At 36.2% G+C, this 25,797-nt stretch carries 23 protein-coding genes and 1 riboswitch; all 23 genes read left to right on the top strand.

All coding sequences use genetic code 11. From position 1 onward, the window contains the following. Positions 1-114, top strand: a riboswitch (PreQ1 riboswitch). The 23 genes from HMPREF9171_RS107040 (at position 112) to pheT (ending at position 25,669) form a co-directional block, all read left to right on the top strand. Then, complete coding sequence (locus tag HMPREF9171_RS107040; RefSeq protein WP_001091613.1) at positions 112-621, top strand: QueT transporter family protein; 510 nt, start codon at positions 112-114, stop codon at positions 619-621. (Overlaps the previous riboswitch by 3 nt.) A 139-nt stretch (positions 622-760) precedes the next feature. Next, positions 761-2,719, top strand: coding sequence for an NAD-dependent DNA ligase LigA (gene ligA, locus HMPREF9171_RS107045; protein WP_001872314.1), 1,959 nt, complete (start codon positions 761-763; stop codon positions 2,717-2,719). Positions 2,720-2,730: 11 nt separating this feature from the next. Continuing rightward, complete coding sequence (locus HMPREF9171_RS107050; protein ID WP_000744292.1) at positions 2,731-3,750, top strand: diacylglycerol kinase family lipid kinase; 1,020 nt, start codon at positions 2,731-2,733, stop codon at positions 3,748-3,750. A 3-nt stretch (positions 3,751-3,753) separates the two neighbouring features. Continuing rightward, positions 3,754-6,054 carry a type I pullulanase gene (gene pulA / locus HMPREF9171_RS107055; protein ID WP_000370749.1) on the top strand — a complete coding sequence of 767 codons (2,301 nt, stop codon included), beginning with the start codon at positions 3,754-3,756 and terminating at the stop codon, positions 6,052-6,054. 211 nt (positions 6,055-6,265) lie between these two features. Beyond that, entirely contained in the window at positions 6,266-8,134 is a 1,869-nt protein-coding gene (gene glgB / locus HMPREF9171_RS107060) for a 1,4-alpha-glucan branching protein GlgB (RefSeq protein ID WP_000066073.1), read from the top strand. A 41-nt stretch (positions 8,135-8,175) separates the two neighbouring features. After that, positions 8,176-9,315, top strand: a complete 1,140-nt coding sequence (locus HMPREF9171_RS107065; RefSeq protein ID WP_000787289.1) for a glucose-1-phosphate adenylyltransferase — start codon at positions 8,176-8,178, stop codon at positions 9,313-9,315. Beyond that, complete coding sequence (gene glgD, locus HMPREF9171_RS107070) at positions 9,305-10,438, top strand: glucose-1-phosphate adenylyltransferase subunit GlgD (RefSeq protein WP_000687080.1); 1,134 nt, start codon at positions 9,305-9,307, stop codon at positions 10,436-10,438. The genes HMPREF9171_RS107065 and glgD overlap by 11 nt, the downstream gene beginning before the upstream one ends. Further along, entirely contained in the window at positions 10,435-11,865 is a 1,431-nt protein-coding gene (gene glgA, locus HMPREF9171_RS107075) for a glycogen synthase GlgA (protein WP_000699865.1), read from the top strand. The genes glgD and glgA overlap by 4 nt, the downstream gene beginning before the upstream one ends. A gap of 331 nt (positions 11,866-12,196) precedes the next feature. Next, complete coding sequence (locus HMPREF9171_RS107080; RefSeq protein WP_001046538.1) at positions 12,197-12,397, top strand: F0F1 ATP synthase subunit C; 201 nt, start codon at positions 12,197-12,199, stop codon at positions 12,395-12,397. A gap of 32 nt (positions 12,398-12,429) precedes the next feature. Then, complete coding sequence (gene atpB, locus HMPREF9171_RS107085; RefSeq protein ID WP_000446421.1) at positions 12,430-13,146, top strand: F0F1 ATP synthase subunit A; 717 nt, start codon at positions 12,430-12,432, stop codon at positions 13,144-13,146. Between the two features lie 17 nt (positions 13,147-13,163). Further along, entirely contained in the window at positions 13,164-13,661 is a 498-nt protein-coding gene (gene atpF / locus HMPREF9171_RS107090) for a F0F1 ATP synthase subunit B (RefSeq protein WP_000025480.1), read from the top strand. After that, positions 13,661-14,197, top strand: coding sequence for a F0F1 ATP synthase subunit delta (locus HMPREF9171_RS107095; protein ID WP_001036757.1), 537 nt, complete (start codon positions 13,661-13,663; stop codon positions 14,195-14,197). Before atpF ends, HMPREF9171_RS107095 begins: the two co-directional genes overlap by 1 nt. Before the next feature lie 15 nt (positions 14,198-14,212). Then, a complete protein-coding gene (gene atpA / locus HMPREF9171_RS107100) occupies positions 14,213-15,718 on the top strand; it encodes a F0F1 ATP synthase subunit alpha (RefSeq protein WP_000996613.1) in 1,506 nt (501 codons plus the stop codon). A gap of 15 nt (positions 15,719-15,733) precedes the next feature. Continuing rightward, positions 15,734-16,615 (top strand): F0F1 ATP synthase subunit gamma, encoded by an 882-nt coding sequence (locus HMPREF9171_RS107105; protein ID WP_000919083.1) that lies wholly within the window; start codon positions 15,734-15,736, stop codon positions 16,613-16,615. A gap of 73 nt (positions 16,616-16,688) precedes the next feature. Continuing rightward, on the top strand, positions 16,689-18,095 hold the full coding sequence (atpD, locus tag HMPREF9171_RS107110; protein WP_000094375.1) for a F0F1 ATP synthase subunit beta: 1,407 nt from the start codon (positions 16,689-16,691) through the stop codon (positions 18,093-18,095). Between the two features lie 12 nt (positions 18,096-18,107). After that, on the top strand, positions 18,108-18,521 hold the full coding sequence (locus tag HMPREF9171_RS107115) for a F0F1 ATP synthase subunit epsilon (protein WP_000068053.1): 414 nt from the start codon (positions 18,108-18,110) through the stop codon (positions 18,519-18,521). A 64-nt stretch (positions 18,522-18,585) separates the two neighbouring features. Beyond that, positions 18,586-18,816: a DUF1146 family protein gene (locus HMPREF9171_RS107120; RefSeq protein WP_000602602.1), complete on the top strand. Its 231-nt coding sequence runs from the start codon at positions 18,586-18,588 to the stop codon at positions 18,814-18,816. Between the two features lie 62 nt (positions 18,817-18,878). Next, a complete protein-coding gene (gene murA / locus HMPREF9171_RS107125) occupies positions 18,879-20,150 on the top strand; it encodes a UDP-N-acetylglucosamine 1-carboxyvinyltransferase (RefSeq protein ID WP_000357880.1) in 1,272 nt (423 codons plus the stop codon). A gap of 1 nt (position 20,151) precedes the next feature. After that, positions 20,152-20,343, top strand: coding sequence for a DNA-directed RNA polymerase subunit beta (locus tag HMPREF9171_RS107130; RefSeq protein WP_000168511.1), 192 nt, complete (start codon positions 20,152-20,154; stop codon positions 20,341-20,343). 74 nt (positions 20,344-20,417) lie between these two features. Then, on the top strand, positions 20,418-21,275 hold the full coding sequence (locus tag HMPREF9171_RS107135; protein ID WP_000163020.1) for a DNA/RNA non-specific endonuclease: 858 nt from the start codon (positions 20,418-20,420) through the stop codon (positions 21,273-21,275). A gap of 290 nt (positions 21,276-21,565) precedes the next feature. Beyond that, positions 21,566-22,606: a phenylalanine--tRNA ligase subunit alpha gene (gene pheS / locus HMPREF9171_RS107140; RefSeq protein ID WP_000365655.1), complete on the top strand. Its 1,041-nt coding sequence runs from the start codon at positions 21,566-21,568 to the stop codon at positions 22,604-22,606. 82 nt (positions 22,607-22,688) lie between these two features. Beyond that, on the top strand, positions 22,689-23,210 hold the full coding sequence (locus HMPREF9171_RS107145) for a GNAT family N-acetyltransferase (RefSeq protein ID WP_000078401.1): 522 nt from the start codon (positions 22,689-22,691) through the stop codon (positions 23,208-23,210). Positions 23,211-23,263: 53 nt separating this feature from the next. Beyond that, on the top strand, positions 23,264-25,669 hold the full coding sequence (gene pheT, locus HMPREF9171_RS107150; RefSeq protein WP_000961582.1) for a phenylalanine--tRNA ligase subunit beta: 2,406 nt from the start codon (positions 23,264-23,266) through the stop codon (positions 25,667-25,669). Positions 25,670-25,797 lie beyond the last annotated feature (128 nt).

Genomic DNA, 25,797 nt, shown 5'->3' with positions numbered 1-25,797 from the left:
TGTGATATACTTAGTAAGTTGTTTTACACAACCCTTGATGCTTAGTTCCCTTTCATCAAGCATATTACAAACGTTAGAAGTGTTAACTGTCTAAACGTTAAAGGAGAAATTATGAACACATTTACAACTCGCGATTACGCTCACATGGCTATTGTAACAGCTATCTATATCGTTTTAACCATAACGCCACCTTTTAATGCTATTGCTTATGGTGCTTATCAATTCCGTGTTTCAGAAATGCTAAATTTCTTGGCCTTTTATCACCGAAAATACCTTTTTGCGGTAACGTTAGGATGTATGATTTCTAATCTTTATAGTTTTGGAATGATTGATGTCTTTGTAGGTGGTGGTTCAACCTTACTTTTTGTTTATCTTGGAACCATTTTATTCAAGCAATATCAAAAAGATTATCTATTTAATGGCCTTATTAACAAAGCATTCTTTTTCTTTTCTTTCTTCTTTGCTGCTTCAATGATTACGGTAGCAGTTGAATTGAAAATTGTAGCAGGATTACCTTTATTATTAACATGGTTAACGACAGCTGTTGGTGAATTGGCTTCACTTTTGGTTGGAGCAGTCCTTGTGGATAAGTTGAGTAGACACGTCGATTTTACAAAATAAATATATTATAAAGCGCGAGACATTGATCTCGGCTTTTTTGTTTGGGTTTATAGTTAGCATAGCTAGAAAATGCTGCAACTTTTATGAGAAATGCTCCAATTTTTACTAATATCCTTAGTCTTTGTGATAAAATAGAAATATGGAAAATCGTATGAATGAATTAGTATCTTTGTTGAATCAGTATGCAAAAGAGTATTATACACAAGATAATCCCACAGTTTCTGACAGTCAATATGACCAGTTATATCGAGAGTTAGTAGAATTAGAAGAGCAACATCCAGAAAACATTTTGCCAAATAGTCCCACACATCGAGTGGGTGGTTTAGTTTTAGAAGGCTTTGAAAAATACCAACATGAATATCCTTTGTATTCATTGCAGGATGCTTTCTCAAAAGAAGAATTGATAGCCTTTGATAAACGTGTTAAAGCAGAGTTTCCAACTGCTTCTTATATGGCAGAGCTGAAAATTGATGGTCTATCTGTCTCGTTGACTTATGTAAATGGTATTTTACAGGTTGGGGCAACACGTGGTGATGGCAATATTGGAGAAAATATTACTGAAAATTTAAAGCGTGTTCATGATATTCCTCTACATTTAGACCAAAGTTTAGATATTACTGTTCGCGGAGAGTGCTACCTTCCCAAAGAATCTTTTGAAGCTATTAACATAGAAAAACGTGCAAATGGTGAGCAGGAATTTGCTAATCCTAGGAATGCAGCAGCAGGGACCTTGCGCCAATTAAACACAGGAATTGTTGCGAAACGTAAATTAGCAACTTTTCTTTATCAAGAAGCTAGCCCTACGCAAAAAGAAACACAAGATGATGTTTTAAAAGAGCTAGAAAGCTATGGCTTTTCAGTCAATCATCATCGTTTAATTAGCTCGTCTATGGAGAAAATTTGGGATTTTATCCAAACTATAGAAAAAGATAGAGTTTCCCTCCCTTATGATATCGATGGTATTGTTATTAAGGTTAATAGCTTAGCAATGCAAGAAGAGTTGGGCTTCACTGTAAAGGCACCTCGTTGGGCGATTGCATATAAATTTCCTGCTGAAGAAAAGGAAGCAGAAATATTATCTGTTGATTGGACAGTTGGGCGAACAGGAGTCGTAACACCAACAGCTAACCTAACTCCAGTTCAACTAGCAGGGACAACCGTTAGTAGGGCCACTCTGCATAATGTAGATTATATTGCCGAAAAAGATATCCGTATTGGAGATACTGTTGTTGTATACAAAGCAGGGGATATCATCCCTGCAGTCTTAAATGTCGTTATGAGTAAGCGAAACCAGCAAGAAGTCATGCTTATTCCTAAACTATGTCCTTCTTGTGGTAGTGAATTAGTTCATTTTGAAGATGAGGTGGCTTTACGTTGTATTAATCCGCTGTGCCCCAACCAAATCAAAGAACGTTTAGCTCATTTTGCTAGCCGAGATGCTATGAATATCACAGGTTTTGGTCCATCCTTAGTCGAAAAATTATTTGATGCTCATTTAATAGCAGATGTTGCAGATATTTATCGTTTAAGCATAGAGGATTTATTAACTTTAGATGGTATTAAAGAGAAATCTGCAACTAAGATTTATCATGCAATCCAATCTTCAAAAGAAAATTCTGCTGAAAAACTTCTTTTTGGCCTAGGTATTCGTCATGTGGGAAGCAAGGCGAGCCGCCTTTTATTGGAGGAATTTGGTAATTTGAGGCAACTAAGTCAAGCAAGTCAAGAAAGTATTGCCTCAATTGATGGACTAGGAGGGGTTATTGCCAAATCACTTCATACGTTCTTTGAAAAAGAAGAGGTAGATAAACTACTAGAGGAATTAACTTCCTATAACGTTAATTTTAATTATCTAGGAAAACGAGTTAGTACAGATGCACAGCTTTCAGGTTTAACAGTCGTTTTAACCGGAAAACTTGAAAAGATGACTCGTAATGAAGCAAAAGAGAAATTACAAAACCTTGGTGCTAAGGTGACAGGTAGCGTTTCTAAAAAGACTGATTTAATTGTTGCAGGAAGCGATGCAGGAAGTAAACTAACCAAGGCTCAAGATTTAGGGATTACAATACAAGATGAAGACTGGTTACTCAACCTTTAAGTGAGGAAGAAATGAAGAAACAAAAAAAAGCGCGTTTAATTTATAACCCAACTTCTGGTCAAGAAATTATGAAAAAAAATGTAGCGGAAGTTCTTGATATACTTGAAGGATTTGGGTATGAAACATCAGCCTTTCAAACAACGCCAACTAAAAATTCTGCCAGAGATGAAGCTGCTAGAGTTGCTCAAGCTGGTTTTGATTTGATTGTTGTAGCAGGTGGAGATGGTACTATTAATGAAGTTGTTAATGGTATTGCTCCTTTGAAACGTCGTCCTAAGATGGCAATTATTCCAACTGGAACAACTAATGATTTTGCTCGTGCCTTAAAAATACCGCGAGGTAATCCTATTGAAGCAACTAAATTAATTGGTAAAAATCAAATCGTTAAGATGGACATTGGTCAAGCTCAAGAGGACAATTATTTTATTAATATTGCAGCTGCAGGTAGTTTGACAGAGTTAACTTATAGTGTACCAAGTCAATTGAAAACAACGTTTGGCTATCTTGCTTATCTAGCAAAGGGTGTTGAATTATTACCTCGAGTTCGAAAAGTACCAGTCAAAATTACTCACGATAAGGGTGAATTTATCGGTGATGCTTCAATGATTTTTGTTGCCATCACAAATTCTGTAGGAGGGTTTGAACAAATTGCACCTGATGCCAAATTGGATGATGGGAAATTTACCCTTATTTTAGTAAAAACTGCAAATCTTATTGAGATTATGCATCTCATTCGTTTAGTGCTTGCAGGTGGAAAACATATTAATGATAAACGAGTAGAGTATATTAAAACGTCTTATCTAACTATCGAACCCCTATCAGACGAGCGTATGATGATTAACTTAGATGGAGAATATGGAGGAGATGCTCCCATTACTCTAGCAAACCTTAAAAATCATATTAGGTTCTTTGCTAATACTGATGAAATTTCGGATGATGCTTTAGTTTTAGATAAAGATGAATTAGCGATAGAAGCTATTGCACAGAAGTTTGCTAATGAGGTAGATGATTTAGAAGGATTAGGAGATTGATGAATGGATAATACTGTCATTGTACATTACCATAGCCGAAAGAAAAATTACTTTAATTTAAGTTTATGGCAGTGGCGCGATGGCTCAGAGGGTCAAGATGCTCATTTTTCACGGTTTGACAGTTTTGGTGCTGTTGCGATACTAAAATACCCCTTGCCATATTTTTTAAGCCATTATTATGTGATTGTTAAGGATAAAAATTGGCATCATAAAACAATAGATTATCGCATTGATTGTACTCAAGGTGGTGCACGTAAAGAAGTTTGGATTGTAGATGGGGATGACAATCTGTATTATTCTCGTCAAGCAGCAGTTAGTAGCCATCATTATAGTAGACGCCAACCTCATGCCTACGATATGGCAATCAATAGTAGAGCGTTTGATAAAAAATGGGGATTTGATGGTTGGTTAGGTTTTGAATATTCAGAAACTAAAACGGCTTTTAGATTGTGGGCCCCTACTGCGGAACGTGTAGAACTGATTTTATATCATTCGACAGATGAAACAGCAAGTGTATCAAAAGTTCTTTCTATGAAAAGAGGGACAGCCGTCAATTATAAAAATCATAAAGAAAACACCCATGGAGTCTGGTTTACTGAACTTGAAGGAAACTATAATTACCAAGCATATACTTATCGAGTCTACTATAGACGACGTACCTTTAAAATTACGAGAGACCCTTATTCCATTGCAACGACTGCAAATGGTAAAAGGTCTATTGTTATTGCTCCAGAAGCATTAACTCCGGAAGGATTTAAAATAAGTCATGGAAAAGAAGCTAAGTGGCGGCTCGAAAACCCCAATCAAGCAGTCATTTACGAAATGCATGTGCGTGATTTTTCGATATCTGAGACTTCAGGAGTTAAGACAGATTATCAAGGAAAATTTAAGGGATTGCATCAAAAAGATACAGTTAATCAGCATGGTGATAAAACGACCTTTGATTATGTGCAAGACTTAGGAGTTAACTATATCCAACTTCAACCAATTTTCGATCATCATCAGACATTTGATGATGATGGTCACTATGCTTATAATTGGGGATATGATCCTGAAAACTACAATGTTCCGGAAGCAAGCTTCTCTAGTAATCCACATGAACCTGCAACGCGTATTTTAGAATTAAAATCTGCTATCCAAGCGTACCATGATGCAGGCATTGGTGTTATTATGGATGTTGTCTATAATCATACTTTTTCATCAACTGATTCTGCATTTCAACTAACGGTTCCAGATTATTATTATCGAATGAATCACAATGGAACATTTCAAAATGGGTCAGGCTGTGGTAATGAAACAGCTAGTGAAAAAGAAATGTGTCGTAAGTATATTCTTGATTCAGTTTTGTATTGGGTGAAAGAATATAATATCGATGGTTTTCGATTTGATTTGATGGGACTACATGATGTAGAAACGATGAACATTATAAGAAATGAGCTAAATAAAATCGACCCTCGTATTTTGGTTTATGGAGAAGGATGGGATATGGGAGCTGGTCTCATGCCTCAAAATAAAGCTAAAAAAGATAATGCTTATCAGATGCCTGGAATTGGCTTTTTCAATGATGATGTAAGAGACGCTGTCAAAGGTGCGGAAATTTACGGAGAATTTAAAAAAGGCTTAGTTTCTGGAAACAGTACAGAAGATATTGTTGCAAAAGGTATTTTAGGAAGTGATGAGTTAGTATCATACATTGATCCTAGTCAAGTTTTAAATTATGTTGAAGCACATGACAACTACAACTTAAATGATTTGCTATGGGAATTACATCCTAATGACGACGAGAAACAACATATTTACCGAGTTGAAGTAGCTAGTGCTATGAATCTATTGATGCAAGGGATGGCTTTCATGCAATTAGGTCAGGAATTTCTTCGAACAAAGTGTTATCCTACAGGTGATAAAGGTCAACTTACTCAAGCAGATAAAGAAAGGGCTATGAATTCTTACAATGCCCCAGACCAAGTTAATCAGGTCAACTGGGATAATGTTACCTTTCATAAGAGTACTATTAATTTTATTAGGAAAATAATTACTTTGAAGACAAACTCTCCTTACTTTTCTTACTCTAGCTTTGAAGAAATTCGCAAACATGTTTTTGTAGAGTCTGCTCAATACCATTCAGGTTTCATAAGTTTTACAGTCGAAGAACATAAGAAAATAAAAATAATTTTCAATATTAAAGGAAAACGCGTGCAGAATCCTTTCATAGGTGATATAATAATATCAAATCATGAAGAAGGAAAAGCGATAGATTCATTAGATGATGAGCTTTCTGTAATGATCCTTGATATTACAAAATAACCTGAAAACATTCAGGTTATTTTTGTGTATATTAAGGAATTTGATTTGAATTTGAGTTTGAGTTTCTTATATTTTAGTTAATTTTTCGGAAATATAGAGGGTGAAATATTTTCAGATGCGTCTGTATGAGGAAAAAGCATTCCTCTTTTTTTGTACCATTGAGGAAATATTTTTGTCTTATATTGACTAGTAGGACCTGTGAGGTGAATAGATGTCCAATAAAGATGAGTTATATACTTTTGGAATAGGTGAAAATTTTCATCTCCAGAATTATTTAGGCGTACATAGCGAAAATGAAAGCTTTTGTTTCAGAGTTTGGGCTCCTAATGCTGAAAATGTTCAAGTTATTGGAGATTTTACAGATTGGCGAAATCGCCCTCTCCAAATGAACAAAAATCAAGCAGGAGTTTGGGAAGCTAACAGTTTGGATGCGCGCGAAGGTGATTTATATAAATATTTAGTTACTCGTAAAGGTGGTCAAGTAGTTGAGAAAATCGATCCTATGGCAGTTTATATGGAAAGACGTCCTGGAACTGCAAGTGTTATTAAAGTGCTTAGAAATAAAAAGTGGGAAGATGGCCTTTGGATGGGAAGACGCAAACGTCTGGGGTTTCAGAAGCGTCCAATTAATATTTACGAAGTTCATGCTGGTTCATGGAAAAAAGATGATTTTGGACATCCTATGACTTTTTCTCAGTTAAAAGACTACTTAATCCCCTACCTTGTTGAGATGAATTATACTCATGTTGAATTTATGCCCTTAATGGCACATCCGCTTGATATGAGTTGGGGATATCAATTAATGGGGTATTTTGCTTTTGAACATACCTATGGTACTCCAGAAGAATTTCAAGACTTTGTAGAAGCATGTCATAAAAATAATATAGGAGTTCTTGTAGATTGGGTTCCAGGACACTTTATTCAGAATGATGATGCTTTAGCCTATTTCGATGGAACTGCTACTTATGAGTATCAAAATCATGATCGTGCGCATAACTATCGATGGGGAGCTCTGAACTTTGATTTAGGAAAAAATCAAGTACAATCCTTTTTGATTTCGAGTGCCTTATTCTGGATTGAATATTATCATATTGATGGTATTCGTGTTGATGCGGTTAGTAATATGTTATATCTCGATTATGATGAAGGACCATGGGAAGCTAACCAATTTGGGGATAATCGTAATTTGGAAGGGTATCACTTTTTAAGGAAACTTAACAAAGTAATTAAAGAGCGTCATCCTAATGTTATGATGATTGCTGAAGAGTCAACAGCTTCTACCCCAATAACTAAAGACTTAGAGTCTGGAGGATTGGGTTTTGACTTTAAATGGAATATGGGCTGGATGAATGATATCCTGCGTTTTTATGAAGAAGATCCTCTCTATAGGCAATATGATTTTAATTTAGTGACCTTTAGTTTTATGTATATATTCAATGAGAACTTTGTACTAGCTTTTTCACATGATGAAGTAGTACATGGTAAAAAGAGTATGATGCATAAAATGTGGGGTGACCGTTATAATCAATTTGCTGGTTTACGTAACTTATATGCATATCAAATGTGTCATCCTGGGAAAAAACTTCTCTTTATGGGAAGTGAGTTTGGTCAATTTTTAGAATGGAAATATAATGATCAACTAGAATGGGGAAACTTAAATGATGATATGAACCAAAAGATGCAACGCTATACTAAACAATTGAATCAATTTTATAAAGATCATAAGTGCCTATGGCGTATTGATGATTCCTTTGATGGGCTAGAAATTATTGATGCGGATAATAAATCTGAAACTGTTTTATCTTTTATACGAAAAGATGATAAAGGCGATTTGTTACTTTGTGTCTTTAATATGACTCCTGTAGAACGCCCTAACTTTACTATTGGTGTTCCGCAAGCGGGTATTTATGAAGAAGTTTTAAATACTGAAATGGAAGAGTTTGGAGGTGTTTGGAAAAACCACAATCCTGTAACGAAAACACAAGTGGCTACATGGAAAGATTATGATCATACTTTAAGTTTTACATTACCAGCCCTTGGGGCAAGTGTTTGGAAAATAAAACGTCGGCTTCGTAAATAAGTCTGTAATTTAGTAACCTCATTTTGAAAGGAAAGAATAATATGAAAAATGAAATGTTAGCACTCATTCTCGCCGGAGGACAAGGCACTCGACTCGGGAAATTGACTCAGAGCATTGCGAAACCTGCTGTTCAATTTGGAGGTCGTTACCGTATTATTGACTTTGCGCTTTCAAATTGTGCGAATTCAGGTATTAATAATGTTGGAGTTATTACTCAGTATCAACCGCTGGAACTAAATACTCATATTGGAAACGGATCTAGCTGGGGACTAGATGGTATCGATTCGGGAGTAACTGTATTACAACCATATTCTGCAACAGAAGGTAATCGCTGGTTCCAAGGTACCAGCCACGCTATCTATCAAAATATTGACTACATTGATCGTATTAATCCAGAATATGTACTCATTCTCTCTGGGGACCACATCTATAAAATGGACTATGATGACATGCTACAGACACATAAAGATAATTTAGCAAGCTTAACAGTCGCTGTTTTAGATGTTCCTTTAAAAGAAGCAAGCCGTTTTGGAATTATGAATACTGATTCAAACGACCGTATTGTCGAATTTGAAGAAAAACCTGAACATCCTAAGTCAACAAAAGCTTCAATGGGAATATACATTTTTGACTGGAAGAGATTACGGACAGTTTTAATTGATGGTGAAAAGAACGGCATAGACATGTCAGACTTTGGTAAAAATGTTATACCAGCATACCTTGAATCGGGTGAACGTGTTTATACCTATAATTTTGATGGGTATTGGAAAGATGTTGGTACTATTGAATCACTTTGGGAAGCTAATATGGAATATATTGGAGAAGATAACAAATTACATAGTCGTGATCGTTCATGGAAAATCTATTCTAAAAATTTGATTGCACCACCTAATTTCATGACAGAAGATGCAAATGTTAAAGATTCTTTAGTTGTAGATGGATGCTTTGTTGCAGGGAATGTTGAGCACTCCATTTTGTCAACTAATGTCCAGGTAAAACCAAATGCTATTATTAAAGACTCTTTTGTTATGAGTGGCGCGACTATCGGTGAAGGTGCAAAGATAAATCGAGCTATTATCGGTGAGGATGCTGTTATCGGTGATGGTGTTGTGATTGATGGAAGTAAAGAAGTAGAAGTTATTGGTTATAAAGAAGTAGTGGGGGTTCCAAATGAAGATTGATAAATATACTGCGATTTTAGGAAATACTGTTAGTTACCCAGATATGCACAGTTTGACGGATAATCGTCCGCTTGCTTCTCTACCTTTTGATGGTAAGTATCGTTTAATTGATTTTCAATTATCCTCTTTAGCTAATGCAGGCGTTAGAAGTATTTATGGTATTTTTCGTGGGAATAATGTTCGCTCTGTTTTTGACCATATTAGAAGTGGTCGTGAGTGGGGCTTAGGTACATTGTTGAGTCATTATTCTTTAGGATTCTATGATACAGACGATGATACTCGTACAGTCAAGGGGGATTATTACGATCAAATTTTAACTTATTTGAGGCGTTCGGGTAGCGACCAGACGATATATATGAGTTGTGATATGCTTTGTAATATTGACTTAAGTCAAGTAATCCACTTGCATAATGCAAATGGTGCGCAAGCCACCGTGGTTTATAAAAAAATGCCGAGATCAGCTATTGCAGAGGCTAATCAAGTCTTGACCATTGATGAATCTGATCATGTGGTGAGTCTAGGTAAAGCTGTAGATAATGACGATAACCAAAAAATGTCTGCTGAGATTTATGTTATCAACACACCTTGGTTAATCGAAAAAATGGAAGAGGAAGCTCAAAATAATGAACCACGTAAACTCCGCTTCTTACTTCGTGATTTAATTGTTGAAAGTAATGCTTTGGCTTTTGAATACACTGGTTATTTGTCAAACATTTCTTCTATTAAATCCTATTATGATGCTAACATGGACATGTTAACACCAAATAAATTTTATTCGCTCTTCTTTTCAAACCAAAAAGTTTATACTAAGGTGAAAAATGAGGAAGCTACTTATTTTGATAAACAATCAAATGTCTCTAATTCGCAACTAGCCTCTGGAAGTATTATTAAAGGTTATTTAGATCATTCTATCGTTTCTAGAAATTGTCTCCTTGAAAAAGGGACTCGAGTAGTCAATAGTATTATCTTTCCAAAAGTAAAAATCGGGGAAGGGGCAACCATTGAAAATACTATTATTGACAAATGCGTTAAGGTTGCACCCGGAGTTACATTGAAAGGTAGTTTAGATAAACCGTTAGTGATTCCTAAATTTTCAGAGATTAATGAGGATATTATACAATGAAAATAATGTTTGTTGCGGCAGAGGGTGCTCCCTTTGCTAAAACAGGTGGTTTGGGAGATGTGATTGGCGCACTCCCAAAATCACTTAGTAAAAAAGGTCATGATGTCGCTGTTGTCATGCCATATTATGATATGGTAGACCAAAAATTTGGAGACCAAATAGAAAACCTCATGTATTTCTATACAGATGTTGGCTGGCGTCATCAATATGTAGGAGTTAAGAGACTTTCTCAAGATAATGTTACGTTCTACTTTATTGATAATCAATATTATTTTTATAGAGGTCATGTCTATGGTGATTGGGATGATGGGGAGCGTTTTGCTTATTTCCAATTAGCTGCTTTAGAGTTGATGGAGAAAATCGATTTTATTCCCGATGTCTTACACGTCCATGATTATCATACAGCAATGATTCCTTTCTTATTGAAAGAGAAGTACCACTGGATTCAGACCTATAATAATATAAGAACAGTTTTTACTATTCACAATATTGAATTTCAAGGGCAGTTTGGTCCAGAAATGTTAGGAGATTTATTTGGAGTTGGCGCTGAGAGATATGAAGATGGAACTCTTAGATGGAATAATTGTCTTAATTGGATGAAAGCAGCAATTCTTTACTCAGATAGAGTGACAACGGTATCACCAAGCTACGCAAATGAAATAAAAACTCCAGAATTTGGTAAAGGTTTAGACCAAATTATGCGTATGGAAACAGGCAAATTATCTGGAATTGTAAATGGTATTGATAGCGATTTGTTAAATCCAGAAACAGATGCTTTTTTGCCATATCATTTTTCAAAAAGCAACTTAGAGGGCAAAATTAAAAATAAGTTGGCTTTACAGGAAAATTTGGGCTTACCTCAAGATAAAAATGTACCATTAATTGGTATTGTTTCACGACTTACCGATCAAAAAGGATTTGATATTATTGCTTCTGAATTGGACAATATGCTTCAACAAGATATTCAAATGGTTATTTTAGGAACAGGCTATCACCATTTTGAAGAAACGTTCTCTTATTTTGCTAGTCGTTACCCTGAAAAACTATCTGCTAATATTACTTTTGACTTAAGATTAGCGCAACAGATTTATGCAGCTTCAGATATTTTCATGATGCCAAGTGCTTTTGAACCTTGTGGTCTCTCGCAGATGATGGCTATGAGATATGGTAGCTTACCCTTGGTACATGAAGTTGGAGGATTAAAAGATACTGTGGTAGCCTTCAATCAATTTGATGGTAGTGGTACAGGTTTTTCATTTAATCATTTTTCAGGCTATTGGTTAATGCAAACTCTAAAACTAGCATTAGAAGTTTATAATGATTATCCTGAAGCGTGGAAAAAGTTACAATGGCAAGCTATGTCAAAAGATTTTTCATGGGATACAGCATGTGTTGCTTACGAACAACTGTATCAGCAACTACAATAATCACTTTATTTTAGTGATTAGTTGATAAGCTTATCGAATCTCTATGCTAAACGTTTCTTATGTAAAACCACTTTAGTATAGAGATTTTATTATCCTATAAGGTAAAATATTATTAATGTAAAGAGACACTATATCAAAAATAAAGTGTTGTCATATCTTAATAAGGGATTAAATTAAAGCTAAAAAAACTAAAAATTGTTATTTGAAAAGGATTGTGTAAACCATCTCAAACTATTTCATGAAAACGTAATCAAATGAGGAAATTCATTGACATGCACAAGAAATAGGAATAAAATAACGGAGTAAATATTTTTTAAAGGAGAATTCTATTATGAATTTAGCTATTTTAGCACTTGGTTTCGCCGTGATGGGTGTTTCAATCGGTGAAGGAATTTTGGTTGCAAATATTGCCAAATCAGCGGCTCGTCAGCCCGAAATGTTTAGCAAACTGCAAACATTGATGTTTACAGGTGTGGCCTTCATTGAAGGTACCTTCTTCGTTCTATTTGCGTTTACATTCTTAGTAAGATAGACGACAATTTAGAAAAAAAGGAGGGATGAGGATTGGAATCTACAAGTAATCCAACCGTATCTTTTTTAGGCATTGATTTTGATTTAACCATCCTAGCTATGTCTCTCTTGACAATTACTATTATCTTTATCTTAGTCTTCTGGGCTAGTCGTAAGATGACAATAAAACCAAAAGGTAAGCAGAATGTCTTAGAATATGTCTATGAGCTTGTTAATAATACAATCTCACAAAATTTAGGACATTATACTAAAAATTATAGTTTATTGATGTTTATTTTATTCAGTTTTGTCTTCATTGCTAACAACTTAGGATTGATGACATCATTGAAAACACATGAGCATAATTTTTGGACATCTCCGACCGCTAATTTTGGTGTAGATATTACATTATCATTATTAGTAGCATTTATTTGTCATATTGAAGGTATTCGCAAAAAAGGAATTGGTGGTTATCTCAAAGGTTTCTTATCACCAACACCAGCAATGCTTCCGATGAATTTATTGGAAGAAGTTACTAATGTTGCTTCATTAGCATTGCGTCTTTTTGGTAATATCTTTTCTGGTGAAGTTGTCACTGGATTACTTTTACAACTTGCAGTTTTATCACCATTTACAGGTCCACTAGCTTTTGCATTGAATATCGTTTGGACAGCATTCTCAATGTTTATTGGTTTCATCCAAGCGTATGTGTTCATTATCTTGAGCTCAAGTTATATTGGACACAAAGTTCATGGTGACGAAGAAGAATAAGAAAAGAGAGGAGAAATATGTCAATACTTATTAATAGTACAACGATTGGTGATATCATTATCGTATCTGGCTCTGTGCTTCTCTTATTTATCTTAATTAAGACTTTTGCATGGAAACAAATCACAGGTATTTTTGAAGCCCGTGAACAAAAGATAGCTAATGATATTGATACTGCTGAACAGGCACGTCAACAAGCTGAAGCTTTTGCAACTAAGCGTGAGGAAGAACTATCTAACGCTAAAACTGAAGCTAATCAAATCATTGATAACGCTAAAGAGACAGGTCTTGCAAAAGGTGATCAAATTATTTCAGAAGCAAAAACTGAAGCTGATCGATTAAAAGAAAAAGCACATCAAGATATTGCCCAAAATAAGGCAGAAGCACTAGCAGATGTTAAGGGTGAAGTAGCAGATTTAACAGTTTTATTAGCTGAAAAAATTATGGTATCAAATCTTGATAAAGAAGCTCAGAGTAATCTCATTAATAGCTATATTAAAAAGCTAGGAGATGCCTAATGAATAAAAAGACGCAGGCTCTAATTGAGCAATATTCAAAAAGCCTTGTTGAAGTTGCCATTGAACATAAAATTGTTGAAGAAATCCAACAAGAAGTAGCAGCTTTAATTGATATTTTTGAAACAAGCGAGCTTGAGGGTGTCCTGTCAAGTCTTGCCGTTTCACATGATGAAAAACAACATTTTGTGAAGACATTGCAAACATCATGTTCAACTTATCTTGTTAATTTCCTTGAGGTTATTGTACAAAATGAACGTGAAGCACTTCTATATCCTATTTTGAAATCAGTTGATCAGGAACTTATCAAAGTGAATGGTCAATATCCAATTCAAATTACAACTGCAGTTGCCTTGTCTCCAGAACAAAAAGAACGTCTTTTTGATATTGCTAAAACTAAATTAGCTTTACCAAATGGACAGTTAGTTGAGCACATTGACCCATCTATTGTTGGTGGATTTGTTGTCAATGCAAACAATAAAGTAATTGATGCAAGTGTTCGTAATCAATTACATCAATTTAAAATGAAATTAAAATAGAAAGTGGTGTGACTTTTGGCAATTAATGCACAAGAAATTAGCGCTTTAATTAAAAAGCAAATTGAAGACTTCCAGCCAAATTTTGACGTCACAGAAACTGGTATTGTTACATATATCGGTGATGGTATTGCTCGTGCTCGTGGGCTAGATAATGCTATGAGTGGAGAACTTCTTGAATTTTCAAATGGTGCGTACGGTATGGCTCAAAACCTTGAGTCTAATGACGTGGGTATCATTATTTTGGGTGATTTCTCAGAAATTCGTGAAGGTGATGTGGTAAAACGTACTGGTAAAATTATGGAAGTACCAGTAGGGGAAGCTATGATTGGACGTGTCGTCAATCCGCTTGGTCAACCAGTTGATGGACTAGGTGAAATTGAGACGACAGCAACACGCCCAGTTGAAACACCAGCACCTGGTGTCATGCAACGTAAATCAGTTTTTGAGCCTCTTCAAACAGGTCTCAAAGCGATTGATGCTTTGGTTCCTATCGGACGTGGTCAACGCGAATTGATTATCGGTGACCGCCAAACTGGTAAGACGTCTGTAGCGATTGATGCAATCTTGAATCAAAAAGGTCAAGATATGATCTGTATCTATGTGGCTATCGGTCAAAAAGAGTCTACAGTACGTACACAAGTTGAAACTTTGCGTAAATACGGTGCCCTTGATTATACAATCGTTGTGACAGCTTCAGCATCACAACCATCTCCATTACTTTTCATTGCTCCATATGCAGGAGTAGCAATGGCTGAGGAATTCATGTATAACGGGAAACACGTTTTGATTGTTTATGATGATTTATCAAAACAAGCCGTAGCTTATCGTGAACTTTCGCTTCTTCTTCGCCGTCCTCCAGGTCGCGAAGCTTACCCAGGGGATGTTTTCTACCTTCATAGTCGTCTTTTGGAACGTTCAGCTAAAGTATCAGATGCTTTAGGTGGAGGTTCGATTACAGCGCTTCCGTTCATTGAAACACAAGCAGGTGATATCTCAGCATATATTGCTACAAACGTTATTTCAATTACTGATGGCCAAATTTTCTTGCAAGAAAATCTCTTTAACTCAGGTATTCGTCCAGCGATTGATGCAGGTTCATCAGTATCTCGTGTTGGTGGTGCAGCGCAAATTAAAGCGATGAAGAGAGTTGCAGGTACGCTTCGTCTAGATCTTGCTTCTTATCGCGAACTTGAGGCATTCACTCAATTTGGTTCAGACCTTGATGCAGCAACACAAGCAAAACTAAATCGTGGTCGTCGCACAGTGGAAGTGTTAAAACAACCATTACACAAACCATTACCAGTTGAGAAACAAGTTGTGATTTTATATGCTCTAACACATGGATTCCTTGATGATGTACCTGTAAATGATATTTTAGCTTTTGAAGAAGCTTTGTATGATTACTTTGATGCTCATTATGATAATCTCTTCGAAACAATCCGCACAACAAAAGATTTACCAGAAGAAGCAGAATTAGATGCTGCTATTCAAGCATTTAAAGATCAATCACAATTTAAATAATAGGAGGGTTCTAATATGGCAGGCTCTCTTAGTGAAATTAAAGACAAGATTCTCTCTACAGAAAAAACAAGTAAGATTACTAGTGCAATGCAGATGGTCTCATCTGCCAAGTTGGTTAAATCTGAACAAGCTGCTAGAGATTTTCAAGTGTATGCCTCTAAAATTCGTCAAATTACTACTAACCTCTTGAAGTCAGACTTAGTATCTGGATCAGATAACCCTATGTTAGCTTCACGTCCGGTGAAGAAAACAGGTTATATTGTTATTACTTCTGATAAGGGTTTAGTTGGTGGTTACAATTCAAAAATCTTAAAAGCGATGATGGACACTATAACTGACTATCATACTGAGAATGATGATTATGCCATTATTTCAATTGGTAGTGTTGGTTCTGATTTTTTCAAAGCACGTGGAATGAATGTTTCTTTCGAATTACGTGGTTTAGAGGACCAACCAAGTTTTGATCAAGTTGGTAAAATTATTGCTCAAGCAGTTGAAATGTACAAAAATGAGTTGTTTGATGAATTATATGTTTGCTACAATCACCATGTTAACAGTTTAACTAGCCAAGTCAGAATGCAACAAATGCTTCCTATCAAAGAATTGGATGCAGAAGAGGCTTCTGAGGATAGAGTGATTACTGGTTTTGAACTTGAGCCAAACCGTGAAGTTATATTGGAGCAATTATTGCCTCAATATACTGAGAGTTTGATTTATGGAGCTATTATTGATGCTAAAACAGCAGAGCATGCGGCTGGTATGACAGCTATGCAGACTGCAACTGATAATGCTAAAAATGTTATTAATGATTTAACTATTCAATATAACCGTGCTCGTCAAGCAGCTATCACACAGGAAATTACAGAAATTGTTGCAGGTGCTAATGCACTTGAATAATTAATTAGTCTATAGAAAAAATAGTGAACAAAGGTATTTTAAATCCTTTGTATCATATGATAAGGAGAAATACATGAGCTCAGGCAAAATTGCTCAGGTAGTTGGACCTGTCGTTGACGTTGTATTTGCAAGTGGCGACAAACTTCCTGAGATTAATAATGCATTGATTGTCTATAAAAATGGCGATAAGTCACAAAAAGTAGTACTTGAAGTTGCTCTTGAACTTGGTGACGGCCTCGTTCGTACAATCGCTATGGAATCAACTGATGGGCTTACACGTGGTTTGGAAGTATTAGATACTGGTCGCGCAATTAGTGTGCCGGTTGGTAAGGATACTTTGGGTCGTGTCTTCAACGTTCTTGGAGATGCTATTGATCTTGAAGAGCCTTTTGCAGAAGATGCAGAACGTCAACCAATCCATAAAAAAGCACCATCGTTTGATGAATTATCAACATCATCAGAAATCTTAGAAACTGGTATTAAAGTTATTGACTTATTAGCACCTTACTTAAAAGGTGGTAAAGTTGGACTTTTCGGTGGTGCGGGTGTTGGTAAAACCGTTCTTATTCAAGAATTAATCCACAACATCGCCCAAGAACATGGTGGTATTTCAGTATTTACTGGTGTAGGAGAACGTACTCGTGAAGGGAATGACCTTTATTGGGAAATGAAAGAATCTGGCGTTATTGAAAAAACGGCTATGGTCTTTGGTCAAATGAATGAACCACCAGGAGCACGTATGCGTGTGGCACTTACTGGTCTTACAATAGCTGAGTACTTCCGTGATGTAGAAGGACAAGATGTGCTTCTCTTCATTGATAATATCTTCCGTTTCACACAAGCTGGGTCAGAAGTGTCAGCGCTTTTAGGTCGTATGCCTTCAGCCGTTGGTTATCAACCAACACTTGCTACAGAAATGGGACAATTACAAGAGCGTATCACTTCAACTAAAAAAGGTTCTGTTACCTCAATCCAAGCTATTTATGTGCCAGCAGATGACTATACTGACCCTGCGCCAGCTACAGCCTTTGCTCACTTAGATTCAACAACTAACCTTGAACGTAAATTGACACAAATGGGGATTTATCCAGCCGTTGACCCATTAGCTTCAAGTTCTCGTGCACTCACACCAGAAATTGTTGGAGATGAGCACTATGAAGTTGCAACAGAAGTACAGCGTGTTCTTCAACGTTACCGTGAGTTGCAAGATATCATTGCGATTTTAGGTATGGATGAATTATCAGATGAGGAAAAAACGTTGGTTGGACGTGCACGTCGTATCCAATTCTTCCTTTCTCAAAACTTCAATGTTGCAGAAACATTTACTGGTCAACCAGGTTCATATGTTCCGGTTGAAGAAACTGTTCGCGGATTCAAAGAAATCTTAGATGGTAAACATGATCAAATTCCAGAAGATGCCTTCCGTATGGTTGGTGGTATTGAGGATGTTATCGCAAAAGCAGAAAAAATGAACTATTAATGAGGTGATGCTATGGCACAATTGACTGTTCAAGTAGTAACACCAGATGGTATTAGATATGACCATCACGCTAGTCTCATTACTGTTAGAACGCCAGATGGTGAAATGGGAATTTTACCAGGTCACATAAATTTGATTGCTCCCCTTATTGTTCATCAGATGAAGATTAATCGTTCTCATCAAGAAGGTGTAGACTGGGTAGCTGTTAATGGTGGTATAATTGAAGTTAATGAGGATCAGGTGACAATTGTTGCGGATTCAGCAGAACGAGCACGTGATATAGACCTTAACCGTGCAGAACGGGCTAAGGAACGCGCTGAGCGTGCATTAGAAAAAGCTCAAACAACTCAGAATATTGATGAGATGCGTAGAGCTGAGGTTGCTCTTCGTCGCGCAATTAACCGTATTAGCGTCGGTAAAAAGTAGAAAAATGGTCTAATTAGTTTTGTGACTAATTAGGCTTTTTTAGTGTATAATAGAAGGCATGAATATGATATTAAATATAGTAACTATAGTTAGTAATTTTATTTTTATTACCCTTTTTTATCAACTTTTTGTAGATTTATTTGACTGGTCTAAAATGATTAAAATGTCCCCTCAAAACATCTCAAAATTAAAAGTTTTTATTTTGTTGATAAGTATAGTTGGTGGCTATGTGGTTAGTCATTTTTTATTGGAAGTGATTCAGTTGTGTCAATCAATCTTTTGGGCTCTCCAATAAAGGAAATATTAGCTGAACTATGATATAATCAACTTACTATTGTTATAAGAATGGAGATTCAAATGGATAAAATTATTGTGGAAGGTGGGCAAACGCGACTTCAAGGTCAAGTTGTTATTGAAGGAGCTAAAAATGCAGTTTTACCTCTTTTAGCAGCCACAATTTTACCAAGCCAAGGGAAAACATTATTGACAAATGTTCCTATCTTGTCTGATGTATTTACAATGAACAATGTTGTTCGTGGTTTAGATATTCAAGTTGACTTTAATTGCGATAAAAAAGAAATCTTAGTGGACGCCTCAGGTGATATTTTAGATGTTGCACCTTATGAATTTGTTAGTCAAATGAGAGCTTCTATTGTTGTTTTGGGACCTATTTTAGCTAGAAATGGCCATGCTAAGGTTTCAATGCCAGGCGGTTGTACAATTGGTAGCCGACCAATTGACCTTCATCTTAAAGGTTTAGAAGCTATGGGAGCTACGATTACACAAAATGGTGGTGATATTACTGCCCAAGCTGAAAAGCTTAAGGGGGCTAATATATACATGGATTTTCCCTCAGTCGGTGCTACTCAAAACTTGATGATGGCTGCTACACTTGCTTCAGGCACAACAACGATAGAGAATGCTGCACGTGAACCAGAAATTGTAGACCTTGCGCAGTTACTAAATAAAATGGGAGCTAAAGTAAAGGGTGCTGGTACGGAAACATTAACGATCATTGGTGTTGATGCTTTACATGGTACAGAACATGATGTTGTCCAAGATCGTATTGAAGCTGGAACCTTTATGGTGGCAGCTGCTATGACTTCTGGAAATGTTCTAGTAAAGGATGCTATTTGGGAACATAACCGTCCTTTAATCTCTAAATTGATGGAGATGGGTGTTGAAGTGTCAGAGGAAGAAGATGGTATTCGTGTAAAAGCTGATACTAAAAAATTGAAGCCAGTGACTGTGAAAACACTCCCTCATCCAGGATTTCCTACTGATATGCAAGCTCAATTTACAGCTCTAATGGCAGTAGTTAATGGCGAATCAACTATGATTGAGACAGTTTTTGAAAATCGTTTTCAACATTTGGAAGAAATGCGTCGCATGGGATTACAAACGGAAATTTTACGAGATACTGCAATGATTCATGGTGGGAGAGCCTTACAAGGTGCACCGGTCATGTCTACTGACTTACGAGCTAGTGCAGCTTTAATCTTGGCAGGAATGGTTGCGCAAGGGCAAACAGTAGTTGGCCAATTAACCCATTTAGACCGTGGTTATTATCAATTCCATGAAAAATTAGCGGCTCTTGGTGCTAATATTAAACGTGTAAGTGAGGCGTAATATGGCATCTAGTGGTTGGAAATATGTATTAAAACAAATCGGTCTAATAGTATTAGTCATACTGTTAGCCTTGCTGTTTTTAGCGGTTGGATTGATGTTGGGTTATAGTGTTTTTGGTGACGGAGAGCATGCTTACTCTATTTTATCGCTGGATAAATGGCAAAATATTATTGGAAAATTTTTAGGAAAATAGAAAGAGCCACTATAAGTTATTTGATGCTTATAGTGGTTTCCTTTGAGAGTTAATTTTAGCAGTAGAATAATACAATGACAAAAAAACAAAAACAAATAACAGCTTCGATTGTAACTTTGCTTTTTTCATTACTGGCAATAGGGTTAGGTGAAAGCAAATCTTTGCCTAATGATCACATTTTAAAACAGGTGACAGATTTAATTATTAGTAATGAATCTGGCAAAAATACTTCCCTTAAAAATGTATCAGGAACTCCTAGTAGAGAGTTATCTGAATCTGTTTTGACTAGCAATGTTAAAAAACAATTGGGAACAAATATAGCTTGGAACCAGTCAGGTGCTTTTATCATTAATCAAAATAAAACAGATTTGAATGCTAAAGTGTCAAGTGCACCATATGCTATTAATGAAATAAAGAAGGTTAATAACCAAATTGTTCCGACTAAAGCAAATGCCTTATTAACAAAAGCAACTCGTCAATATCGAAATCGAGAAGAAACAGGGAATGGTAGAACTTATTGGAAACCAGCTGGATGGCATCAGATAAATGGATTAAAAGGGAGCTATAACCACGCTGTGGACAGAGGTCATTTAATTGGTTATGCTTTAGTAGGGAGTTTAAGAGGATTTGATGCCTCCACAAGTAATCCTAAAAATATTGCCACACAAGCAGCTTGGGCAAACCAAGCTAATAGCAACCAATCAACAGGGCAAAATTATTATGAAACTTTAGTTCGTAAAGCATTGGATCGTCATAAAACTGTTAGGTATCGTGTGACTTTAATTTATGACAGAGATAATCTTTTATCTTCGGGATCACATATTGAGGCTAAATCTTCAGATGGAAGTTTAGAATTTAACGTTTTTATTCCTAATGTACAATCGGGATTATTATTTGATTATGCAACAGGAAAAGTGAAGCAGACAAAGTAATCTTTATCTAATAGTGCTTGTTAAAGACTGAAAAATTTGATAAAATAGTCTTTAATTGAATAGAGGTCTGTGAGACTAGTAAACCAAGGGAAGCTGCTTAGGGAGTTCAGCCGTGACTGCAAGCTGAATCAGTGAAAGAGGGTGGAATTCACTCACAAATAGGACTATAATTAAGGTCTGATTGGTCGATCAGATAGAAAACGGATGGTACCGCGTGTCAACGCTCCGATTAAGGGGTAGTGGCACGCTTTTTTTGTTTTCAAAGCTACTTATTTTGACTTGGAGGAAAGATGGATTTACAAAAACAATTAGAAGAGTTGAAAATATCAACTCAAGAAAAGCTTAAAGAAATGACTGGGAACCACACTAAAGAATTACAAGACTTACGTGTACAAGTTTTAGGAAAAAAAGGTTCTCTAACAGAATTACTAAAAGGTCTGAAAGATTTATCTAATGATTTACGACCAGTTGTTGGAAAACAAGTCAATGAAGTACGTGATATTTTAACAAAAGCGTTTGAGGAACAAGCTAAAGTAGTGGAAGCTGCGAAGATTCAAGCACAGTTAGAGTCTGAGAGTGTCGACGTTACCTTGCCTGGTCGTCAAATGACATTAGGTCACCGTCATGTCTTAACACAAACTAGCGAAGAGATTGAAGATATCTTTTTAGGTATGGGATTCCAAGTGGTTGATGGTTTTGAAGTTGAGAAAGACTACTATAATTTTGAACGAATGAATTTACCAAAAGATCATCCAGCCCGTGATATGCAAGATACTTTTTATATTACAGAAGAAATCTTGCTACGTACTCATACTTCGCCTGTTCAAGCACGAACAATGGACCAACATGATTTTTCTAAAGGGCCTTTAAAAATGATTTCTCCTGGACGTGTTTTCCGTCGTGATACTGATGATGCTACTCATAGCCATCAATTCCATCAAATTGAAGGCTTAGTTGTTGGAGAAAATATTTCAATGGGCGACCTCAAAGGAACACTTCAACTGATTTCTCAAAAAATGTTTGGAGCAGAGCGTAAAATCCGACTTCGTCCTTCATATTTCCCATTCACAGAACCTTCAGTTGAAGTTGATGTCTCTTGCTTCAAGTGCGGAGGTAAGGGATGTAATGTCTGCAAACAGACAGGTTGGATTGAGATATTGGGTGCTGGTATGGTTCACCCAAGTGTTTTGGAAATGTCTGGTATTGATTCTGAGAAATACTCCGGTTTTGCCTTTGGCTTAGGTCAAGAACGTATTGCAATGTTACGCTACGGTATCAATGACATTCGTGGCTTCTATCAAGGTGATGTTCGCTTCACAGATCAATTTTAAGATTTTAGATAGCAAGTAGTATCATTGGTGTGATGATAAATTTATGTTAACGCTATTACCTTACTCAATAGGAGGTTTTCTAATGTCTCAAATTACTTTTAAAAAGGTTGGCCTTGATAATGTGAATATTTTACAGAATCTTGCTATAGAAACCTTTCGGCAGACGTTTTCTCATGATAATAGTGAGGAACAACTTCAAGCATTTTTCAATGAGTCTTACACTTTACCAGTATTAAAATCGGAAATTACCCATGCTGAATCTGATACTTATTTTGTTTATCTTGATACAGATTTAGTGGGTTATTTAAAAGTAAACTGGGGAAGTCAGCAAACTGAAAAAGCTCTTGATAAAGCATTTGAAATTCAAAGGATTTATCTTCTAGATGCCTACCAAGGGAAAGGTATAGGTAAGGCTACTTTCGAATTTGCTTTGGATTTAGCTTATAAATCAGGCTTAGATTGGGCTTGGTTAGGTGTTTGGGAGTTTAATCATAAAGCTCAGGCATTTTACGCTAAATACGGATTTGAAAAATTTTCTGAGCACCAATTTTCAGTAGGTGATAAAGTGGATACGGATTGGTTATTAAGAAAAAGTTTACACTAAAAACTACAAAGCACTTGTATAAAAATAAAAGAAAATAAATAGAGAGAAATTACATGTTAGTATCGTATAAATGGTTAAAAGAGTTAGTGGATGTTGATGTCACAACAGCAGAACTAGCTGAGAAAATGTCAACCACTGGTATTGAGGTTGAAGGTGTAGAGACACCAGCGGAAGGTTTATCAAAATTAGTTGTAGGTCATATTGTTTCGTGTGAAGATGTTCCAGATACCCACTTACATTTGTGTCAAGTTGATACAGGGGACGATGAACTTCGTCAAGTTGTCTGTGGTGCTCCAAATGTCAAGACTGGTATTAATGTTATCGTAGCGGTTCCTGGTGCTCGTATTGCAGATAACTATAAGATTAAAAAAGGTAAAATCCGTGGTATGGAGTCACTTGGAATGATTTGTTCACTTCAAGAGTTGGGCTTATCGGAAAGTATCATTCCAAAAGAGTTTTCTGATGGTATCCAAATTTTACCTGAGGGAGCTATACCTGGTGATAGTATTTTCTCTTATCTTGACTTAGATGATGAAATTATTGAATTATCAATTACACCAAACCGTGCAGATGCTCTTTCAATGCGTGGTGTTGCCCATGAGGTGGCAGCAATTTATGGGAAAAAAGTTCATTTTGAAGAAAAAAATCTCATTGAAGAAGCAGAAAGGGCAGCTGATAAGATTTCTGTTGTCATTGAATCAGATAAAGTTTTATCTTACTCGGCTCGTATTGTTAAGAATGTAACAGTTGCACCAAGTCCACAATGGCTTCAAAATAAACTGATGAATGCTGGTATACGTCCAATTAATAATGTTGTTGATGTGACAAACTATGTTCTTTTGACTTATGGTCAACCAATGCATGCTTTTGATTTTGATAAATTTGATGGGACAACTATAGTAGCACGTAATGCTGAGAATGGTGAAAAGTTAATTACTCTTGATGGTGAAGAGCGTGACTTAATAGCTGATGACTTGGTCATTGCGGTAAATGATCAACCAGTTGCTTTGGCAGGCGTTATGGGAGGACAATCAACTGAAATTGATAGTTCTTCTAAGACAGTGGTCCTTGAAGCGGCAGTATTTAATGGAACAAGTATCCGCAAAACAAGTGGAAGACTCAACCTTCGTTCAGAGTCATCTTCTCGCTTTGAAAAAGGTATCAATTATGATACGGTTTCAGAGGCTATGGATTTTGCGGCTGCAATGTTACAAGAATTGGCAGGCGGTCAAGTTCTTTCTGGGCAAGTTACAGAAGGAGTTCTTCCAACTGAGCCGGTAGAGGTATCAACGACTCTTGGTTACGTTAATACTCGTTTGGGAACAGAACTTACCTATACTGATATTGAAGAAGTATTTGAAAAACTCGGCTTTGCTATTTCTGGTTCAGAAGTGAAATTTACTGTGTTGGTACCGCGTCGTAGATGGGATATTGCCATTCAAGCTGACTTAGTTGAAGAGATTGCCCGTATTTATGGTTACGAAAAATTACCAACAACATTGCCAGAAGCCGGAGCGACTGCAGGAGAATTAACGAGTATGCAACGCTTACGTCGTAGAGTCCGTACGGTTGCTGAAGGAGCAGGATTATCTGAAATTATCACCTATGCTTTAACAACTCCAGAAAAAGCAGTGCAGTTCTCAACTCAACCAACTAATATAACTGAACTTATGTGGCCGATGACTGTTGATCGCTCAGCACTTCGCCAAAATGTTGTTTCAGGAATGCTTGATACAATTGCTTATAACGTTGCTCGCAAAAACAGTAACCTTGCAGTTTATGAGATAGGAAAAGTTTTTGAACAAACTGGTAATCCAAAAGAAGATTTACCAACTGAAGTAGAGACGTTTACTTTTGCCTTAACAGGTCTAGTAGAGGAAAAAGATTTCCAAACAAAAGCCAAGCCAGTTGATTTCTTCTACGCCAAAGGTATTGTAGAGGCGCTCTTTATTAAATTAAAATTAGATGTTACTTTTGTAGCACAAAAAGGTTTAGCAAGTATGCACCCAGGTCGTACAGCAACTATCTTATTAGATGGGAAAGAGATTGGTTTTGTTGGTCAAGTACACCCACAAACTGCAAAACAATATGATACTCCTGAAACTTATGTTGCTGAAATCAATCTATCAACTATTGAAAGTCAAATGAACCAAGCGTTGATTTTTGAAGATATTACGAAGTATCCGTCTGTATCTCGCGATATTGCATTATTACTTGCAGAATCTGTTAGTCATCATGATATTGTGTCAGCAATTGAGTCATCAGGGGTAAAACGTCTAACAGCGATTAAACTGTTTGATGTCTACGCTGGAAATAATATTTCAGAAGGGTATAAATCAATGGCTTATAGCTTAACTTTCCAAAACCCTAATGACAATCTAACGGACGAAGAAGTGGCTAAATATATGGAAAAAATCACTAAATCACTCGTTGAGAAAGTTAATGCAGAAATAAGATAATTTATATCTTACGTTGAAAAATAAATAAAAAACAGCATCAATTAAGATGCTGTTTCAGATTGAAGACAAAGTCCTTAGACATTCACTTTTCTAAGGACTTTTCTGTTTGTCTAGAGTTATAATAAAGG

This window comes from Streptococcus agalactiae ATCC 13813 (assembly GCF_000186445.1).
In the GTDB taxonomy this organism is placed as follows: Bacteria; Bacillota; Bacilli; order Lactobacillales; family Streptococcaceae; genus Streptococcus; species Streptococcus agalactiae.
Note: the sequence above shows the minus strand (reverse complement) of the source record. Positions and strands in the feature narration are given on the sequence as shown.

What these genes read in the sequence shown, in the direction of transcription:
- glgB (WP_000066073.1), top strand. Translation starts at nt 6,266, where the DNA reads ATGTCCAATAAAGATGAGTTATATACTTTTGGAATAGGTGAAAATTTT.
- pheS (WP_000365655.1), top strand. Translation starts at nt 21,566, where the DNA reads ATGGATTTACAAAAACAATTAGAAGAGTTGAAAATATCAACTCAAGAA.
- HMPREF9171_RS107095 (WP_001036757.1), top strand. Translation starts at nt 13,661, where the DNA reads ATGAATAAAAAGACGCAGGCTCTAATTGAGCAATATTCAAAAAGCCTT.
- HMPREF9171_RS107145 (WP_000078401.1), top strand. Translation starts at nt 22,689, where the DNA reads ATGTCTCAAATTACTTTTAAAAAGGTTGGCCTTGATAATGTGAATATT.
- HMPREF9171_RS107040 (WP_001091613.1), top strand. Translation starts at nt 112, where the DNA reads ATGAACACATTTACAACTCGCGATTACGCTCACATGGCTATTGTAACA.
- atpD (WP_000094375.1), top strand. Translation starts at nt 16,689, where the DNA reads ATGAGCTCAGGCAAAATTGCTCAGGTAGTTGGACCTGTCGTTGACGTT.
- pheT (WP_000961582.1), top strand. Translation starts at nt 23,264, where the DNA reads ATGTTAGTATCGTATAAATGGTTAAAAGAGTTAGTGGATGTTGATGTC.
- HMPREF9171_RS107065 (WP_000787289.1), top strand. Translation starts at nt 8,176, where the DNA reads ATGAAAAATGAAATGTTAGCACTCATTCTCGCCGGAGGACAAGGCACT.
- ligA (WP_001872314.1), top strand. Translation starts at nt 761, where the DNA reads ATGGAAAATCGTATGAATGAATTAGTATCTTTGTTGAATCAGTATGCA.
- HMPREF9171_RS107130 (WP_000168511.1), top strand. Translation starts at nt 20,152, where the DNA reads ATGGCATCTAGTGGTTGGAAATATGTATTAAAACAAATCGGTCTAATA.
- HMPREF9171_RS107105 (WP_000919083.1), top strand. Translation starts at nt 15,734, where the DNA reads ATGGCAGGCTCTCTTAGTGAAATTAAAGACAAGATTCTCTCTACAGAA.
- glgA (WP_000699865.1), top strand. Translation starts at nt 10,435, where the DNA reads ATGAAAATAATGTTTGTTGCGGCAGAGGGTGCTCCCTTTGCTAAAACA.
- HMPREF9171_RS107050 (WP_000744292.1), top strand. Translation starts at nt 2,731, where the DNA reads ATGAAGAAACAAAAAAAAGCGCGTTTAATTTATAACCCAACTTCTGGT.
- murA (WP_000357880.1), top strand. Translation starts at nt 18,879, where the DNA reads ATGGATAAAATTATTGTGGAAGGTGGGCAAACGCGACTTCAAGGTCAA.
- pulA (WP_000370749.1), top strand. Translation starts at nt 3,754, where the DNA reads ATGGATAATACTGTCATTGTACATTACCATAGCCGAAAGAAAAATTAC.
- atpF (WP_000025480.1), top strand. Translation starts at nt 13,164, where the DNA reads ATGTCAATACTTATTAATAGTACAACGATTGGTGATATCATTATCGTA.
- HMPREF9171_RS107080 (WP_001046538.1), top strand. Translation starts at nt 12,197, where the DNA reads ATGAATTTAGCTATTTTAGCACTTGGTTTCGCCGTGATGGGTGTTTCA.
- HMPREF9171_RS107120 (WP_000602602.1), top strand. Translation starts at nt 18,586, where the DNA reads ATGATATTAAATATAGTAACTATAGTTAGTAATTTTATTTTTATTACC.
- HMPREF9171_RS107115 (WP_000068053.1), top strand. Translation starts at nt 18,108, where the DNA reads ATGGCACAATTGACTGTTCAAGTAGTAACACCAGATGGTATTAGATAT.
- HMPREF9171_RS107135 (WP_000163020.1), top strand. Translation starts at nt 20,418, where the DNA reads ATGACAAAAAAACAAAAACAAATAACAGCTTCGATTGTAACTTTGCTT.
- glgD (WP_000687080.1), top strand. Translation starts at nt 9,305, where the DNA reads ATGAAGATTGATAAATATACTGCGATTTTAGGAAATACTGTTAGTTAC.